Source organism: Dyella halodurans (assembly GCF_026283925.1).
GTDB lineage: Bacteria > Pseudomonadota > Gammaproteobacteria > Xanthomonadales > Rhodanobacteraceae > Dyella > Dyella halodurans.
On sequence record NZ_JAPDPF010000016.1, the window covers coordinates 1 to 16,909 of the forward strand.

The following is a 16,909-nucleotide window of genomic DNA, read 5'->3' on the forward strand; positions in this document are numbered from 1 at the left end:
GGAGATGAACCTGCGCCCGCGAGCCACGCTCGACTACCACTGCCCTGCGGAGATGATCATGCGTGCGCTGGGGCGTGATGACCTCGCCCAAGCCATCGATGATGCACTTCTAGATTGACACCGCCTTTCCTAACAAGTGGACTCCTCCGGAAATTCGGGCGCGTGGCAGTCTCACGACGAGACTTACTCAAAGGCATCGAGATTCACGCCGCCGAGGCGATTATGGCGGCTGGCCAGATGGTAGAAAGCCACCGGCGTGATCGAAGACACTTCGTTGCCAACATTGAGAAGCTGTCTCATATATCGATCCTGGATTCTTGGAATCGTCATATCCGCCTTGGGTTGCGGTTTCAGCCGGTCGCAAGCGGACCTTAGCCTAACAACCCGGTTAACCACCGCGAACGGCACGAAAGATGGCTGAGAACACGCACAGTACGAACGCTGAGCCAAGCAGGCCATTGACCGCTGCAGCCACACGCAATCCTATGATCTGGCTTTTGACGTCATATGGAACCGGCAGAGCGAACAGCGCTCGCCATCGAAGCGGGCCAAGCCGATATAGCGCCTGATCAATTGCGGGCGTGTAGAGCGCTTTGCCGTACTCGGGGTGCTCCTTCGTTACGCGTCCCCAAGCCATGGCCGCAAGCAGCATCAGGCACCAGTAACTGAGCGCTGCCGCTATGCCAAGCGCGATAACAGGCGTAAAGCTCACTACCTTTCCCCTTGTGAGACGATCTTTTTCCGAAAGATCCGATTTGGGTCGGAAGCGGGCACTTCATACCCCTCGTTTCCACCCTTATCAGTGCACAGTATTGGCGACTTGAGCCTGTTCCTTCAGATACGCGGAGCTGAGAGTACCGTGTTGTTCGGCAATGGGTAGGAGTGTCGGGTAGAACTGTACGAAGGTCGTGTCGACAGCGCCGTGTGCGCTATGACAGCTGTAGCAAGCCTGCGTCACAGGGATTTGTTTAGCGGGCGATTGGCCGTCGATATCGAAGAACGCCCAACCTCCTTGAAATCGCGACGTGTCCTTAACGTGCACTTCCATACCAGTGATCGCGCCGCTCTGAAAGTGGCCGCGGTGATTAATCGATCCCTTTGCAGAAGAGCCGCGCACTTCAAGAACAAACTGCGTCTTGTCAGGCCAAGTCCCAGTCTTTAGGAACGCACGATAAGCCTCGGGATTGACAAAGACGTTGTCGAAAACGGGCTCGCTCGAAGCCATGGCCTTTTCGTTGTAACTCATGTCCAGACCCGAGCTTAGAAACACCCATTCCCGGTAGTCTGCCGGCGGAATCAACCGGCCATCGGTCGTGTAAGAAGGTTGGTGTAAATATCCCACTGAGTCATCGCTGATCGCCACTGACGTCTGCGCGGCTAATACCATTGCAAGCAGCAAGGAGCGAAAGACTTTCGCCTTGACCATGTCTTCTGTCTTCCCTGTCTATTGTGGAGGTTCCAACGCCAAGACAGCTACGACCTAGGCTTCTTAGCGGAATCCAGTATTCGGGTGGAGTCTGAGAACACGAGGTTGCCATCGCATACTCTTGGCGCCGATTGATACGGTCAATGAGTCATTAGTAATGTCCGGTTCGGGCCGGAGTCGGACCTTTAACTCGACGTCACCAGTGACTTGATGTACGCGCGAATCCGCTCCTCGTCCACGCTAGTCGCCGGGTTGTACACGATCATTCCCAGATCCGGCCGCCCATCAACAGCGAAGGCGGAAAACTCAAGCTCCAGGAGACCCAGTTCGGCATGATGCAGACGCTTTACGCCTTCTCCGTAGGCGTTGACGTCGTTGGCCTGCCATAGTGCTTCGAACTCAGGACTCAGCCGGGACAACTCTTCAACGAACTGGCCGATCTCCGCAGCAGCACCTGCACGCGCAGCGTCTGCACGAAACGCGCCGACAACGAACCGGGCCACGCTTTGCCAGTCTTCCTGCGCGGCGCGTACCCGTGAATTGGAAAAAATCAGCCGCAGAATATTCCGCTCTGCGGGAGGTAGCGCACCGTAGTCCGTAAGCACAGCAGCCGCTGCGCGGTTCCAGGCCACGACATCCCACAGGGCGGTCTTGATGATCGCGGGGCTGACCTCCATCGCCTCGAGCACACGCTGCAGCCGGGGCGTGACGCCTTCAACGGCTTTGTAATGGACTTCGGGCAGATGACCAAGGCCGAGGATGAAGAGGTGTTCGCGCTCCGGTTCGGTCAGCATCAGTCCGCTGGCGATGCGGTTGAGCACCTCGGCCGAGGGCGCTCCTCCCCTTCCCTGCTCCAACCAGGTGTACCAGGTGGGGCTGATGTTGGCGCGTTGGGCGACCTCTTCCCTGCGCAGGCCCGGCGTGCGCCGTCGCCCGCCAGTGAAGCCCAAGGCAGCCGGGTCGAGCCGGCTGCGTCGGTCTTTCAAGTAGGTGCCTAGCTGATTGCCTATGGGTGTAGACATGGCGATCCTGTTATTTCTTATACCCTGATAATGTCACTGCTTTACCAGTATGCGCGCCCGGATAAGTTAGATCCAATAGCCACTGCTGGAGACTCCCCATGCGCATATTCCTGACCGGTGCGACCGGCTTTATCGGCTCCCGGATCGTGCATGAACTGCTCGCCGCCGGGCATCGCGTGCTTGGCATGACACGATCGGATGAGGGCGCACATGCCCTTGCCTCCGCTGGCGCTGAGGTGCATCGCGGTCATCTGGAAGATCTGGACAGTTTGCGCAGCGGCGCGGCCACAGCGGACGCCGTGATCCACACCGCGTTCGATCACGATTTCTCCAACTTCGTCGCCAACTGCGAGAAGGATCGACGGGCCATCAAGGCATTGGGGTCGGCGCTGGCGGGTTCCGACCGTCCGCTGCTGATCACGTCGGGAACGGGCATGGGAAGCGCCATGCCAGGCAAGCCTGCGACTGAGGATGTCTTCAATAAAGAACATCCCAACCCGCGGTCGGCATCGGAGGTCGCGGGGGCAGAGATGCTCGCGGCGGGTGTCGCCGTGTCGGTCGTGCGGCTTCCGCAGGTGCATGACACGGTGAAGCAAGGCCTTATCAGTCCGTTGATCGCCGTGGCGCGCGCCAAAGGTGTATCGGCCTATGTTGGCGAAGGGCTCAATTGTTGGCCGGCTGCGCACGTGCTCGACGTGGCACGGCTCTATCGGCTGGCGATCGAGCAATGCGAACCGGGCACGCGCTATCACGCCGTTGCTGAAGAGGGTATTCGTGTTCGCGATATCGCCGAAGTGATCGGTGCGGGCTTGGGTGTGCCCGTAAAGTCCATCTCGCCGAGTGACGCGGGAGATCATTTCGGATGGTTGGCCGGATTCGTCGGCATGGACCTATTGGCGTCGAGCGCGTGGACACGCAAGGTTCTGGGATGGCATCCGGGCGGCCCAGGGCTGCTGGACGATCTCAGGCGGATGGATTATTCCGGCGACCGCTGAACCGTCGGCCTCCTTCAAAGTCGCGGCAGCGATTGCCATGTCCGCCTTGGGTTGCGGATTCAGCCGGTCATTGCAACACACTGAAGACTGCGCAAGCAGCAGGGGTGTTGCGACGACCGGCTGAACCCGCTGTTGGGAGCGGAAATTCAGCGTTCGGCTCGCGTTCGCGGAGGATGGCTCGTTGAGGTCCGCCGTCCATCAGGGAAATGCTTGACCAGCTCCGCTGTTGAAAAGCGCCTCGCTGGGATGACGTGGAAAACAGGGCCGCCCTAGCCAGGCAGGCTGACCACGGGTGTGAAGCCGCCAAAGATCATGCGCTTGCCATCGAAGGGCATGTCGCTGGGGGCTGGCATGCGCGGATCTTCCATGAGTTTCGCCATGCCGGCATCGCGGGTGGCCTTGTCGGGCCATTCCACCCAGGAGAACACCACGGATTCGCCCTGCTTCGCCTGCACGGCGCGGCGGAAATCGGTGAGCGTGCCGTCAGGCACGTCGTCGCCCCAACACTCCACTACCCGGATAGCGCCGATCTCCAGAAAAATGGGGTCAAGGGTACGGGCGTGCTCGATGAATTGCTCGCGGTTGGCGTCGGGTACGGCGATCACGAAACCGTCGATGTAGGACATGACTATCTCCTTCGCGGAAAGGGCGGCCGGCGTGGTCGCCTTCATGTAGGTGACGAACGAGTGCTTGCGGGATCGACACGGGGCCGGGCGCCGGTTCCCATCGTGGAAATAGTCGGCACTCGACAGACTGCCGGAGGCCAGGCCCGTGTCTGCCTACTATAGGTCCGATTCGGTTCGGAAGCGGACCTTAGAGTCTGCTCAACCAGCCTACTCGCGGCAGTGAAACTCGTCCCTACGGATGAATCGCTCGTAAGCCTCGGAGGTGATCCATGCCCTGTCGCTCATATAGGCAGTGACGTTCTCGCCAGCGCCGATCTGGGCGAATGTGATCTCGCAATGTACGTGCGAGCCATCTTGAGGATAGGTTGCTTTGGTCCAGACTCGACTGGCATCCCTCACCAGATCCCACGTACGTCGCGTCCACCAGGGGCGAAATACGTAGCTCTGGCCGACGATCGATATCATCGGCACTTCTCGCCCATAGCTGCGAAACGTCCAAAGGTCCCCATCACCCCCTACTAGCTTATGAAGGGGAAACGCTTCGATACGCTCAGTTTCCGGGTCGTATAAGGCCGCTGGTGCGAGCGCATCATCGTAAGGATGAAGCGAACCGGCGACACTGGTTACGACGTGGTGTCCGTCAGCGAACTGATCTTTTACAAGCACTGTTGGCGCCACAAACGAATGTTGATCTGACATCGCTGTACTTTGCTCGTATGGAAGCGGCGGACAGTCTCTTAAAGGTCCGTTATGGGCTGGAAGCGGACGTTCCTGGGGTTTGTCAAAACGACTCGCCCGGGCCGCCCGAGTGATGTTCATTGAACGCGGCGCACCGTAGCGATTTGTCCGCCATCTTTGAGAATTGTCAGCTCTTCGCCCGGCTTCAAGGACACCACGCCACTCCAAGAACGCGTTGCCACATTTGCAGTCGCCATGCCGGGAGCGGTTTGGATTGGATGGTTCGTGTCCAGATGCCTGGTTTCGAGCGATACGAGAAATGGACCTGGGCGCCCTACTGGTTCAATCGACAACTCAACATCCAATGCGTTGGAGGGATCAACTTGTCGGCTGTCGATAGCTACCGAAGGAATATGGTGGATTCCTATCCGGGCGCCGGGGCCACACACGCTGGGGCTCGCCATGAGATCGGCCTCGGTCTTGCCGTCCTGGACAACCCTGAGCTCGAACCTGGCTATCGCCAATGCTCCGGCATTACAAGGAGATGCCGCAGGATTCGTCGCATCCTCCGCAGGCGCCGGCGTATTTACGCCGCTTGCGTATGTGTAAGAGCAAAGAATCAGGCCGGCAAGGAAAGTAACGAACTTGAGCTGATACATGGGAAGTCCTTGTCGAATGTAAAGCCATGGTGGTGTCCTGCCTCATGGAACATAGCCACGATAGCGGATGTCGGCTTTGGGTCCAGGCTGTGTGGAAACACCCCGTAAGCTAAGCGGCAGTGCGGTACGTAACGTATGTTTGCACCGGAAACTTCATCCCGCGCGGTCCGCCCGAGCGCATGGTTAGGCGGGCTCCTCCTTGAGGAAAAGAGCCAACGTCGCATAGTCGATCACGGCCTGATGGTAGCGCAGGACATCCTGCCCTATGACGGCGCGGATGGGGTCAACCCCCTTCATGATCAGCCTTTGGTTGGTGCTGGTCATATCAATCGCGAATATGCCATCGGTCCGGACTGGCAGCCCTTCGAGAGTCAACCGAACATCCCCCAGCGTGTAAACGTTGCCCCCATGCCCGGGCTGTCCAGTGTCGGTCACGGCAATTCCTTCGGAACGACAATAGCTCAATTCAACGAAGGTCTTGGACGCCCCGGTGTCGAGCACGATGTCGACTGGCCGGCCGTCGAGGTGCCCGACTAGCGTCAGGTGTCCAACTGGGGTCCGAGACATCATGAAGCGGCGGAAACCGTGACGCGAGAGCAGCTCCGCAATCGCCAATGCGTAATCCATCTCGAGTTTCCCAGTCTGACTATCTAATTGACGGACGCGCACGTCCGGTTATTCGATTTTTCAATGGAACGTCCGCAAAAGTTCCCTTGTGGGTCGAAAGCGGACGTCTCCCCTCTTGACCCCTTATTTTTGCACCGCCGATCAGGCTCTCGACCGGGCTCGAGTGCATGGCCAGCCTGATCGTCACCGAGTAAGCCACCAAGACGCCGGCAACCGAAAACAGATCCGAGTACCGGCGCTTCATTCGCTTTCCCGGCGTTCCCCCCTGAATCCCCAGGTGGAGCGTGCAGGCTAATGGCCGCGGCTTCAAGCGCTAATCCTATTCCTCGCCCTTTCGGGGGCAAAGGCGCACCAACTTGCGCAGCGCATGGGGAGTAACGGTGCGTTCGCCAGCTGAATCGACCAGGGATCCGCTTATACACGAGCGTTACATTCCCCGGCCACTTTGTTATTTCCAAAACGGAAGTTGCCGGCGAATACTCCCTTCTCAGAGGTCTGAACGGCGGGCGCAGAAGGAGCCGGTGGAGCGATTCCCCTAGGCACCGAGCACTACGCACACGTTCTGGGACACGGCGAATGATGGCGTGAGCGATGACCCTTCGAAGTCATGGCCACGGCACGAAACACAGGCTTGATGATGGACGAATACTCGACATACCGGTGGCCCAGGGGCACGCCGCTGTTTTGCCTCATTGGCCTCTATGCGCCAGGCTTCCTGATGGCAGCGCAGCCAAGCCTCACGAATCTGTTCGCTGGAAAGCTGGCCCTTGCAGCGTACTTCCTCGCCGTCACCCTGTTCTGCATATATCTCTACCGTTTTCGCATCATTCTCGACGCGACATCCATACGGGCGGGCGCCTTTTTCCCCAAGAAAATGGAATTCACCGATGTTGTGCGGGCAAAGTATGTCCAAGGCGATGACATTGGACGGATCACCCTCTGGGGAAGCGATGGCAAGCGAATTAACGTATGGGAGACCATCGAGAACTTCGAGGCCTGTGCCAGAGCGATAGACTCAAGATTTCCCGAGCACCTTTTGATCTCCGGTCACGAACGGGCGGCGCCGATCGACGTACTGCGTGGCAGCGACCTGGTCTAGCAAGACCCGCCAGCATCATGAGCTGGTTTGATGAGACACGTGGGACGCCCGGCCCCTACCCTGCGCCGATAATGCGTATCCCTTTTCCGGATGGCGAGCTAAGGGAGTAATCCTGGATGGCCGTTGATGGATAGGTCCGCGCCGGGTCGGAAGCGGATCCTGCGCCCCACGCTTCAGGTCCGCAACCGCCATGCCATCCCCGAAGTTACCGAATCAAGAAGTCCCGGCGAAGAAGTGCAAATTGTTGCAAGTCATGATGGCTGCCAAGCCAAAACCCTGCTTCACGCATGCGACCTTCCTGCACGAAACCTAATTTCGAAAGAAGCTTGATGGAAGCGAGGTTATCCGGGTGAACCTGTGCTTCAACGCGATTGAGGCCCATGTTTTCGAAGCCCCACTCCAAAATGGTAGATAGCGCCTCAAACATAAAACCCTGCCCCCGTACAAGGGAGGCAAGCTCGTACCCTATGACGCAACTCTTCCATGAGCGATTCCACTTGAAAAGGCCGCACGAACCAAGGAATCGGTGGTCGTCCTTTTGTTGGATACCCCAACGCGTTCCAGGATTCGGCAGTTGGCGCCACCCTGCGTATACATCGATCAACTTTTGCGCCTCTTGAATTGAGGTTAGCGGGTCTGCACCAAACCAGCGCATCCCCAGTTGATCGCTACGGATGGCAAAAACATCCTGTGCATCTGGCGCCACAATCTCACGTAAGAGCAGGCGTTCGGTTTCGAGGTATGGAAAGTCGCTCATTCAATAAAGGTCATTGCGATGGAAGCCTGGAGACTATGCCACGTTGCTTTTCGCCAAAGAGTGCCGAGAGGTTCGCTCTGGGTGGAAAGCGGAACTTAGCCGCCCCGGATAATTCCCACGCTTCATCCAGGCGGCCCGCTTGGCCCTACGATGCCATCATGTGCGCAAGCAGATGTGTGGCTGCGCCTTCCAGGTGCCCCTTAAGACCCAGAACGGCCTGCTCGGTTTCGCCCCGACGCAGATGCCTCACGATGTCGTCATGTTCGCCCAGCCAACGAGGTGTCTTTGTCGGCATGGTGGCGTACGCGCTGACGAACAGCAGACACGTCCGACGCAGGGCTTCGATCATGACGAGCTGTCGCCGCCGTCCTGCGAATTGGTAGATCGTCCGGTGAAACGCCCAGTCGCCATCTGCCCACTCGGCGCCCACGGCGTCCAGGTCGGACTTAAGGCGCACGCGCTCGATCTCCTCGAGCGCTGCCGGCGTCATCGCTGCCGCGGCTCGCCGAAGGCAGTCGCACTCCAACAGGGTGCGCAAGTCATATATCTCGCGAACTTCGTCGGGCGTCAGGCTAATGGCTCTGGCGCCCCGATTGGCCTCGATTTCAACCAGCCCCTCGCCAGCTAGGATGCGCAACGCATCCCGAATGGGAATCCTGCTGACGCCGAATCGCTGGGCAAGCTCGACCTGAGAAAGATCAGTTCCGGGGCGCAGAACCCCTGCCATCAGCTCACCTCGCAATTCGCGGGCTATCGTTTCCGGCGTCATAGGGGCACCCCTCGCAATTGCGTTCGCTATAGGCGAAGTGTATACATGTATACATTCACGCTTCAAGGGCGGCAGATGGCCAAGAACCACGACTTCACGGCGGACATCGTCTGGACGGGCGATCGCGGCGAGGGAACGAAGAGCTATCGGGGCTATGACCGCACCTGGCGCATTGCAACGCCTGGCAAGGCACTTATTGAATGCTCGAACGACCCGATGCTGGGAGGCGATCCCTCCAAACCCAACCCGGAGGATCTGCTTCTGGCGAGCCTCTCGGCCTGTCACATGCTCTGGTATTTACACCTGGCGAGCAGCGCCAGGATCGTCGTGAAAAATTATCAGGACACCCCGCTTGGGGTTGGCGAGACCGGATCGCGCGGCGAGGGACGTTTCATCAAGGCCGTGCTCCGACCAAGGATCGCCGTGCAACGCGGCGCGGACCTCGCCAAGGCGGACTCGCTGCATCATGAAGTGCATCAGTTCTGCTTCATCGCAAGATCGGTCAATTTTCCGATCAGCTATGAGGCGACCTATGTCGAAGTTTGATCGACGGAACAGAACGCCAGTGCGCGGTGCGCCGTCTGCCTCGCGGCGGGAATGGACACCCAGGCTAAATCATGCGACTCAGACTTCGCTTTGACTGTGCACGTGGCATGGAGCCTGAAGACAGCATCCTGACGTCTTTGAGCTTGGCACACGGATCAATTAAGACCATGGGAAATTAGCGCCCGTGACAAGCGGTGCATGCTGTCGAATCGCTTGGCTTCGGTCACCGGGACCTTCCCGCCGCTTCTGATACCGCCACAGGTCACTCCCCCGTTGACACAAGTGCCCGGTGCACACCTGGAGCACCGTGGTGCACACCCCAACCATTCGCATGGAGTACACGATGCAACGGACGACGACGCGGTATTCAAGAGTGCTGGGCGCGATGGCCATAGGATGGTCCGGCTGCATCCTTGCCGGCACGACGGTGCCCTCTGTATTCGAAGCCGGTCATGTTTTTGCGACACCTCGACTGGCTGATGGCCGCGTGCTACGGCTGGTGGTGGACACGGGCGGCGGCGGGGCATGGACTTATTGGTTGTGGAGCACGCCTGATCCACGGGTGCCCAGAGCAGGGACCTGCCATGTCGGCGAGGAGAGCATCGAGATGTTCCAACCGCCGACTTTTGCTGGCCCTGGCCTGCCTGCACCCAAGGGGCCTTGTCATGGCATCGCGCTTCTACCCCGCTCGATCCTGCACGGGCAGCGCGATACGTTCCAGATGGACGGCATAGTTGGCGCCAACTATCTATCGACGCAAGGCATCTGGACCTTCGACTACCCCGCCCAGCAACTACGACATGAGAGTGCATCGTGGCGGCCGGCACGCGACGCCAAGCAGGCGCCACTGGGTTTCGGCAAGCTACCCTCCGGGGTCCAACGCGGGTTCCCGCGCCTCACCATGAAGGTGGACGGCGAACACATCGACATGCTGCTCGATACCGGTGCAACCAGCCAACCGACGCAGGCCACGATCGCGGCTACGGGCGATGGCACGGTTAACGACATCGGCGCTACCAGCTATATCACGACCGCCATGTTCGAACGCTGGCAACAGCGCCATCCGGACTGGCCCGTGATCGAGCAAGGGGACACGCTGTTTGGCCCCACGCATGCCATGCGCCTGATCCGCGTGCCATTCATCGAATGGGCCGGGACACGCATGGGCCCGATCTGGTTCACCGAGCGCCCGGTCGCCGCTTTTCACACCGTGATGGCCGCGGAAATGGATCGCGCGCCGGAGGGTGCGTTGGGCGGCAATGTTTTCAAGCACCTGACGCTGACCATCGACTACCCGGGCCATAGCGCGTGGGTGACGTGCCACGATGCCGCCTTCTGCACCTCCGTATCGCCGCACTAGAGGGAGAATGCGTCTTGCCACGCCAGCGGTCGTAGGCAGAGAGCGTCTGGATCCCGTTGGGCGCGTTGTCGCGATACGTTCCGAGGGCTGAGGCTCCACTCAGCCTGCGGCTTCGCATCCCATGCGCGGTGCGAACGAAGAAGTGACGCGCTGGGCTCCCGGGGCCTCCATGGTCGGTCATGCCATGGACGGCCAAGTGCGCACGCCGCCTCTCGATGACCCATCGATGTCCGACATGAGGTCCGCATCGCATCGAACGCGACCGTGGAGCCTGACCTACGGCGAATCCATCGTCGTTGCCAACTGCTCGGGTGAAGCGGCGTGCTGATGGCGGCCCGGCTCACCGAAACGGGCAACGAGGAAGTCCACGAAACTGCGAATTTTCGGGGTTGGCTTTCGGTCGGGAAAGGTCAGGACATGCATCGGCCGAGGCCGGGGAAGGAAATCCTCCAGTAACGGCACGAGGCGCCCGGCGCGGATGTCGTCGCCGAGCAGGATTTCGGGCTGCATGATGATGCCAAGCCCGCTCAGTGCAGCCATGCGCAGCGCTTCGCCGTTATTGGCCGTCAGCGCGAGGGTAACGGGGATACGAATCGCTCCTTCGGGGCCGCGCAGCGTCCATTCCTTCGAAGCGATCGGGTGGGCGAACCCCAGGCAGCGGTGACCCGATAAGTCCGACGGCAGCAGCGGCACGCCGTGTCGATCCAGGTAATCCGGCGCAGCACAGATGAGGGAGCCGTACGGCCTTAGTGGTCGCGCGATCATGGAGGAGTCGTCCAGTTCTCCAATCCGTATCGCGACGTCAATGCCTTCTTCCAGCAGGTCGACCGGACGGTCGCTCACCACGAAATCGATGGAGACCTCGGGGTTCTCGGCGATGTAGTCCCGACAGGACGGTGCCAGCGCGTGCACACCGAAAGACACCGGCGTCGCAAGCCTGAGGCGTCCCCGCGGTCGCGCCTTGAGTTGGGCGGCACTGGCTTCCGCATCGGTGATGTCAGCCAGGATCTGCTTGCAGCGCTCGTAATAGAGACGACCGATTTCCGTCAGGCTGTGCCGGCGCGTGGTGCGATTGATCAGCCGCGCCCCAAGGCGCTGCTCCAGCGCGCGCACATGCACGCCGGCCATGGCTGGCGAGATCCGAAAATCCTCGGCAGCGGCGACGAAGCTGCCGCGCTCTACCACCCGGACAAAGACGGCCATGTTTTCCAATCTGTCCATGATTCCAAATTGTGGCTATCGGAAGTCCGAAGCATATCGGCATTTATCCGAATATGACTATGGAATTAAGGTTTGCCCCATGGCCGCTACCGGCCATGCGACTCGACTGACAAAGGAGATGTGCCTTGATTCCCAACCAGGAACTACGCCCCCGCGGCATGGCTTATCTGGAGCAAATGTTCGGCGATGGCGCGGCGGATGCACTGATCAGCGACATGGACGGGCTGTGCCCGGACTTCGCCAGCATGTCCATCGAGTGGGCCTTGGGCGGCGTTGCCAGCCGCCCAGGTCTCGACAGGGTGACGCGCGAATTGGTGGTCATTGCCTCCTGCGTCACGCTGGGTCATCCGGTGCTACAGCTGCGTGCGCATACCCAGGCGGCACTGCGGGCCGGAGCGACGCGGGAGCAAATCATCGAGACCATCCTGCAGCTGCTTTTCTATGCAGGCGGGGCCTCGGTTCGCAATGCGCTGGTCGCGGTAAAAGACATTCTGAACGGCGTCGGCGTCAGCGAGGCATCAGGAAGCAGCGGGCGGCCAGAAGGCTAAACGCCCCCATTCAAGCGCCACTCCGGAACGGTTCGACGTTGCGCTGCGTGATCTTGGATAAGCGGCCGCAATGGTTTGGCGACCGGTCCTTGCGGCCGGTCAGGGCAAACACATGGCTGCCGGCCATTCCGTCCAGCCCTGACGGCGAAATGTCGGCCTTGGGTCGGAAGCGGACGCGTCGAACAATCACCGAACATCTGCCATCGCGGCGGTTGACCCTGCTGAATTCGCCTCGCAGGCTCGCGTAGCTTCCATCAACCCGACCGGGCTGTCGGCGTAAAGCAGTATCCAGCGACGCGCAGGCATGAGCCCCTGTCGGTTGCTTATTCTCACCATGCCGGACGCGTCTGGCTTGATCTCCACGGCAACGTTGGGTGGGTCAAAGCCACTCGTCAGGAGAACGTCGTTACGACTTATGCCTTGCTCCCTCATCCATGCCAATCGCGGGGCCCGCAAATGCATACATCTTGCAATGGCGACCTTGGGAATAACACCTGAAACACGTACGCATCCGCCAATCCAAAGGGCATTACTACTGACCACATGAGGCATGGATCGCAGCGTGCTCCGAACGGCCAACGCCCAACCAAGACTCAATAGGTAAGTCACCGCAATGACAGCGTGGATGACCATGGGATGGCTCGCATGGGCCAAAGCCACGACAACGAAGGAAAGCGGAATATCGCCGACAAGCCCAATGAGCACGATCGGCACAAGAATGCTGGTTACCGGACCATTGGCGATCGAAAACGATTTGCCCGCCGGGTAGCCCGCAGCGGCCTGGACGCTGGGCCGCCGTTTGCGCATGAGGATGGCGACGAGTTCTCGCCAGAGGCTTGGGATGTGGGGGCCTGGCTTCAAGTAAATGATGTCCTTATCTGCTGTTCCATGCACTCAACGACCGGCTAAATCCGCGGTCGGAAGCGGACAGGCTGATCGCTCGCCGAAATAGTGTGCCCGTAGCTCCCCTGCCGCAACAGGCTCAGAGGACAGCGGCCGCCCCTTACTGATCACGCACCGCCCCATCTCCGGCGGTGACTTTGTATCGAAATGTTTCAGGGCCTGATCGTGACACGTTGGATTACTTTTTGGCGCCTGTCAGGACACAGCCGGGATACGTTGCCGCGGTTTCCTATGCACACAGGCCAAAGCCTCCCCACCCACTGAGGGCTGCCAGACACCCGACCCGTAAACCCACCCTGCCCAACCGCCAGGCCGGCAAGTCGTCCGCCGCCGGAGGCCGTAAAGGCCGATTCCACGGTGACCGCCATCGCCTCCTCAAGGCAAGCGTCTCTACGCTTTGAACTCCGCCCCTTTAGCCACGCACGCATTCAAGAAGACAACCATGAAACATACGTACTTGGCACTTGCCGCCGCCTCGGTCTTCAGCCTGGCCAGCCTTGTTTCGGTGACGCACGCCGAAGGCCAGTCGACTCAGCCGTCCCTATCGCCCACCGCATCGCAAGATCCCTGGGGCCCGCTGAAGCATGTCCACGCCGGCGTCCTGGACGTCGCTTATGCCGAAATGGGCCCAGCCCATGGCCCCGTGGTGATTCTTCTGCACGGATGGCCCTATGACATCCACAGCTTCGTAGACGTCGCACCCGCGCTGGCGGCGAAGGGTTATCGCGTACTTGTCCCCTATACACGTGGCTACGGCGACACCCGATTCCTGTCCGACAGCACCATGCGCAATGGTGAGCCTGCCGCCGTGGCCAGGGATGTCGTCGACTTCATGGATGCCCTGCAGATCAAGCATGCGGTGCTCGGTGGCTTCGACTGGGGTGCACGCTCGGCGGACATTGTCGCGACCCTGTGGCCGGAACGCGTGAAAGCCTTGGTGACCGTGAGCGGCTACCTCATCGGCGGCCAGGAATCCGGCGATACCCCATTGCCGCCCAAGGCCGAACTGCAGTGGTGGTATCAGTTTTACTTTGCCACCGAGCGCGGTCGCCTCGGCTACGACAAAAATCGCCACGACTTTGCCAGGCTGATTTGGCAGCTGGCCTCGCCGAAGTGGAATTTTGATGACGCCACCTTTGAGCGCAGCGCGGCAGCACTGAACAATCCGGATCAGGTTGCCATAGCCATCCATAACTATCGCTGGCGCCTGGACCTGGCCAAGGGTGAGGCGAAATACGAACCTCTGGAAAAGAGGCTTGCGCAACTCCCGCCTATCACGGTGCCGACGATCGCCCTGGAGGGTGACGCGAATGGCGCCCCGCATCCCCAGCCGGAGGCTTATGCCAAGAAATTCACCGGCAAGTATCAGTTCCGCCTGGTGACCGGAGGCATCGGCCATAACCTGCCGGAAGAAGCACCGCAGGCGTTCACCCAGGCCGTGATCGATGCCGATCACCTGTAGCACGGATCGAACGGTCGGCCTCCTGTCATTCGGTGCCACTTTGACCCAAAGGCGGCCGGATCGTTCGGGATTCAAGGCTCGGTGAGCGCTAACTCACCGAGTCCGTTACAAGGGCTGTCGCCGTGGTAGTTCGCCAGCCACTGCTCGGCCTGCTTATGGACCTCACGAAGAAGCACGTCGCGGCCCCAACAGGCGGCCCGCCAACGTGACGATGGCTCCATGGCCACCACAAAAGCCGCTGCCGAAAGGCTTCACGGCGTCTCTCAAACATCACTAAATGCCTGCCCTCTCGGGCATGCAATGGAGCATTTCATGTCTAAAGTTTGGCTGGTAACGGGAAGTGCAAGCGGTTTAGGCCGTGACATCGTCGAGGCGGCCTGCGCGGCCGGCCACAAGGTTCTCGCCACGGCGCGCAACACGGCCCCGCTCGCGGAGTTGTGCGATCGATACGGCGCGAACATCCTGACCACGCAACTCGACGTCACTGATGAAGCCCAGGCAGAGGCGTCCGTCGCTTTGGCCGTTGAGCATTTTGGACGCCTGGATGTGCTTGTAAACAACGCCGGCTATGGTGACGTTCGGCCTTTTGAGGAAACCAGCTCGTCTGATTTCAAGACACTGGTGGATACGGTCTTCTATGGTGTCATCAATCTGACGCGTGCCGCACTGCCGGTGATGCGCACGCAGCGTAGCGGAACGATCATGCAGATCTCCTCCGTGGGCGGACGCATCGGCACCCCCGGCTCGGCCTCGTATCACGCGGCGAAATGGGCGGTGAGTGGGTTCACCGAAAGCCTGGCCCAGGAGACCGCACCTTTCGGGGTCAAGGTGGTCGCGCTCGAGCCCGCGGCTATTCGTACGAACTGGGGCACACGCGCGACTCGGCAGCGACCCGCCATGCTGCCGGACTATGAGCTGTCTGTCGGTGCCGCCATCAAGTCCATGGAGGGTCTGTGGGGTAACGAACCCATCGATCCCGCTCGTATCGCACAGATCGTGCTTTGCCTGGCCGATGCCGAGCGGGTGCCGGCGCATCTCCTCATCGGCAGCAGCGCGCGTGACTACTACGCCATGGTCGAAGGTCATCGATCCAGCGAGGCCGAGCTTTGGCGGGATGTCAGTAATTCGGCCGACTTCGGCGCAGGATCCATGCCGCCGGTTCCGGCGGTGTCTGCGTAGGGGGGCCGCTGAATCCGCAGTCAGAAGCAGACACCCCGGAAGACAATGAACGCACTCCTGCGGGAAGACTTCGTTGCGCTGGGCGACCACTAGTCGCGGGAATTGTGGCCCGTCGCGCCATGGGTCTGCCTTACCGCATGAGCCACACGGGGACGCGTGGCGCCCCACTTGAGAATTCAGAGCGATGAGGGGCCACGACGTCCCTGCCAGGGGATGGACTTTGGGTTCAACCCAGCTCGGCCAACGCCTCCGCGTCAGCACCAGCCGCCAGTCGAACGGGGCACAAAGGGTCGGTCGCCGCACGCCACACCGCTTCCGCCACGTCCATCGCCCGGGTGACGACTGTCGACTTCGCCCAATCCGCGAAGACGCTCTGTGCCAGGCCGGCATAGGCCTCGGGGATGCCACCCTGCATCCGCGGCTGGGCGTTTTCGCCGAAGCGGGTCTCTGGCGCCCGTCCGGGAAGCACGAGACGCACTCGCACATTGAACGGATGGAGCTCCAGCGCAAGAGACTCTGTGAACGCGTTCACTGCCGCCTTGCTTGCGGTGTAGACGGAAAGCAAAGGAAGCGCCTTCAAAGTCACGCTCGATGTCACGTTGACGATGACGCCGGCCTTTCGCTGCCTGAACTGAGGCAGGACGGCCTGGGTCATCGCCACCGTACCCAGGGTGTTCGTCTCGAAGACCTCGCGGGCCGTCTCCATTGGGGTGCCTTCCAGGGCACTCAGCACGCCGATTCCCGCGTTATTGACCAGAACATCGATCGGCCCCGCAGCCTGCACGGCCTGACGGACGCTCTCAGGGTCGGTGACGTCGAGGGCAAGCTCGCGCAAACGCTCTGAAGGGGGAAGACCGCCCTTGCGTGGCTGGCGCATCGTCGCGATGACCCTCCAATCGCGATCGAGGAAATATTGGGCGGTCTTGAGGCCGAACCCGGACGAGCATCCGGTTATCAGGACGGTTTTCATGGGGACTCCTGGAGTGGTCTGCGACGTTGGAACGATAGATCACCGACACCGGACCCACTACA

At 60.4% G+C, this 16,909-nt stretch carries 19 protein-coding genes and 1 pseudogene; 8 read left to right on the forward strand and 12 right to left on the reverse strand.

The window, feature by feature from the left end:
• Positions 1-118: pseudogene (locus OUZ49_RS21000) on the forward strand (IS30 family transposase); the annotation flags it as partial.
• 270 nt (positions 119-388) lie between these two features.
• Here the strand turns inward: OUZ49_RS21000 and OUZ49_RS20435 are convergent.
• The 3 genes from OUZ49_RS20435 to OUZ49_RS20445 form a co-directional block, all read right to left on the reverse strand.
• Positions 389-712, reverse strand: coding sequence for a hypothetical protein (locus OUZ49_RS20435; RefSeq protein ID WP_266152471.1), 324 nt, complete (start codon positions 710-712; stop codon positions 389-391).
• Between the two features lie 87 nt (positions 713-799).
• Positions 800-1,426 (reverse strand): cytochrome P460 family protein, encoded by a 627-nt coding sequence (locus tag OUZ49_RS20440; RefSeq protein ID WP_266152472.1) that lies wholly within the window; start codon positions 1,424-1,426, stop codon positions 800-802.
• 185 nt (positions 1,427-1,611) lie between these two features.
• Positions 1,612-2,448, reverse strand: coding sequence for a helix-turn-helix transcriptional regulator (locus OUZ49_RS20445; RefSeq protein WP_266152473.1), 837 nt, complete (start codon positions 2,446-2,448; stop codon positions 1,612-1,614).
• 98 nt (positions 2,449-2,546) lie between these two features.
• Here OUZ49_RS20445 and OUZ49_RS20450 point away from each other — a divergent pair, with 98 nt between their 5' ends.
• Positions 2,547-3,443 carry an SDR family oxidoreductase gene (locus OUZ49_RS20450; protein WP_266152474.1) on the forward strand — a complete coding sequence of 299 codons (897 nt, stop codon included), beginning with the start codon at positions 2,547-2,549 and terminating at the stop codon, positions 3,441-3,443.
• A gap of 269 nt (positions 3,444-3,712) precedes the next feature.
• On the opposite strand, the gene OUZ49_RS20455 is transcribed toward OUZ49_RS20450, so the two are convergent.
• The 4 genes from OUZ49_RS20455 to OUZ49_RS20470 all read right to left on the reverse strand — a co-directional run bounded on the left by OUZ49_RS20455 (position 3,713) and on the right by OUZ49_RS20470 (position 6,033).
• Positions 3,713-4,069 (reverse strand): DUF1428 domain-containing protein, encoded by a 357-nt coding sequence (locus OUZ49_RS20455; RefSeq protein WP_266152475.1) that lies wholly within the window; start codon positions 4,067-4,069, stop codon positions 3,713-3,715.
• 207 nt (positions 4,070-4,276) lie between these two features.
• Positions 4,277-4,768 carry a hypothetical protein gene (locus tag OUZ49_RS20460; RefSeq protein ID WP_266152476.1) on the reverse strand — a complete coding sequence of 164 codons (492 nt, stop codon included), beginning with the start codon at positions 4,766-4,768 and terminating at the stop codon, positions 4,277-4,279.
• A 116-nt stretch (positions 4,769-4,884) separates the two neighbouring features.
• Positions 4,885-5,406: a hypothetical protein gene (locus OUZ49_RS20465; protein ID WP_266152477.1), complete on the reverse strand. Its 522-nt coding sequence runs from the start codon at positions 5,404-5,406 to the stop codon at positions 4,885-4,887.
• A 183-nt stretch (positions 5,407-5,589) separates the two neighbouring features.
• Entirely contained in the window at positions 5,590-6,033 is a 444-nt protein-coding gene (locus OUZ49_RS20470; RefSeq protein WP_266152479.1) for a hypothetical protein, read from the reverse strand.
• 634 nt (positions 6,034-6,667) lie between these two features.
• Here OUZ49_RS20470 and OUZ49_RS20475 point away from each other — a divergent pair.
• On the forward strand, positions 6,668-7,132 hold the full coding sequence (locus tag OUZ49_RS20475) for a hypothetical protein (RefSeq protein WP_266152480.1): 465 nt from the start codon (positions 6,668-6,670) through the stop codon (positions 7,130-7,132).
• Between the two features lie 205 nt (positions 7,133-7,337).
• On the opposite strand, the gene OUZ49_RS20480 is transcribed toward OUZ49_RS20475, so the two are convergent.
• Both OUZ49_RS20480 and OUZ49_RS20485 read right to left on the reverse strand, forming a co-directional pair.
• Complete coding sequence (locus OUZ49_RS20480) at positions 7,338-7,889, reverse strand: GNAT family N-acetyltransferase (protein ID WP_266152481.1); 552 nt, start codon at positions 7,887-7,889, stop codon at positions 7,338-7,340.
• 145 nt (positions 7,890-8,034) lie between these two features.
• Positions 8,035-8,658, reverse strand: a complete 624-nt coding sequence (locus OUZ49_RS20485; RefSeq protein ID WP_266152482.1) for a GntR family transcriptional regulator — start codon at positions 8,656-8,658, stop codon at positions 8,035-8,037.
• Positions 8,659-8,703: 45 nt separating this feature from the next.
• Between OUZ49_RS20485 and OUZ49_RS20490 the strand changes: the two genes are divergently transcribed.
• Both OUZ49_RS20490 and OUZ49_RS20495 read left to right on the forward strand, forming a co-directional pair.
• Positions 8,704-9,204 carry an OsmC family protein gene (locus tag OUZ49_RS20490; RefSeq protein ID WP_266152483.1) on the forward strand — a complete coding sequence of 167 codons (501 nt, stop codon included), beginning with the start codon at positions 8,704-8,706 and terminating at the stop codon, positions 9,202-9,204.
• Positions 9,205-9,811: 607 nt separating this feature from the next.
• Entirely contained in the window at positions 9,812-10,564 is a 753-nt protein-coding gene (locus tag OUZ49_RS20495) for a hypothetical protein (RefSeq protein ID WP_266152484.1), read from the forward strand.
• 276 nt (positions 10,565-10,840) lie between these two features.
• Here OUZ49_RS20495 and OUZ49_RS20500 read toward each other — a convergent pair whose 3' ends face one another.
• A complete protein-coding gene (locus OUZ49_RS20500; RefSeq protein ID WP_266152485.1) occupies positions 10,841-11,785 on the reverse strand; it encodes a LysR family transcriptional regulator in 945 nt (314 codons plus the stop codon).
• A 125-nt stretch (positions 11,786-11,910) separates the two neighbouring features.
• Between OUZ49_RS20500 and OUZ49_RS20505 the strand changes: the two genes are divergently transcribed.
• Positions 11,911-12,333, forward strand: a complete 423-nt coding sequence (locus OUZ49_RS20505) for a carboxymuconolactone decarboxylase family protein (protein ID WP_266152486.1) — start codon at positions 11,911-11,913, stop codon at positions 12,331-12,333.
• A 186-nt stretch (positions 12,334-12,519) separates the two neighbouring features.
• On the opposite strand, the gene OUZ49_RS20510 is transcribed toward OUZ49_RS20505, so the two are convergent.
• A complete protein-coding gene (locus OUZ49_RS20510) occupies positions 12,520-13,194 on the reverse strand; it encodes a hypothetical protein (RefSeq protein WP_266152487.1) in 675 nt (224 codons plus the stop codon).
• A gap of 484 nt (positions 13,195-13,678) precedes the next feature.
• Between OUZ49_RS20510 and OUZ49_RS20515 the strand changes: the two genes are divergently transcribed.
• Both OUZ49_RS20515 and OUZ49_RS20520 read left to right on the forward strand, forming a co-directional pair.
• Positions 13,679-14,698 (forward strand): alpha/beta fold hydrolase, encoded by a 1,020-nt coding sequence (locus OUZ49_RS20515; RefSeq protein ID WP_266152488.1) that lies wholly within the window; start codon positions 13,679-13,681, stop codon positions 14,696-14,698.
• A gap of 219 nt (positions 14,699-14,917) precedes the next feature.
• Positions 14,918-15,877 carry an SDR family NAD(P)-dependent oxidoreductase gene (locus OUZ49_RS20520; protein ID WP_266152489.1) on the forward strand — a complete coding sequence of 320 codons (960 nt, stop codon included), beginning with the start codon at positions 14,918-14,920 and terminating at the stop codon, positions 15,875-15,877.
• A gap of 226 nt (positions 15,878-16,103) precedes the next feature.
• On the opposite strand, the gene OUZ49_RS20525 is transcribed toward OUZ49_RS20520, so the two are convergent.
• A complete protein-coding gene (locus tag OUZ49_RS20525) occupies positions 16,104-16,847 on the reverse strand; it encodes an SDR family oxidoreductase (RefSeq protein WP_266152490.1) in 744 nt (247 codons plus the stop codon).
• Positions 16,848-16,909: the final 62 nt, after the last annotated feature.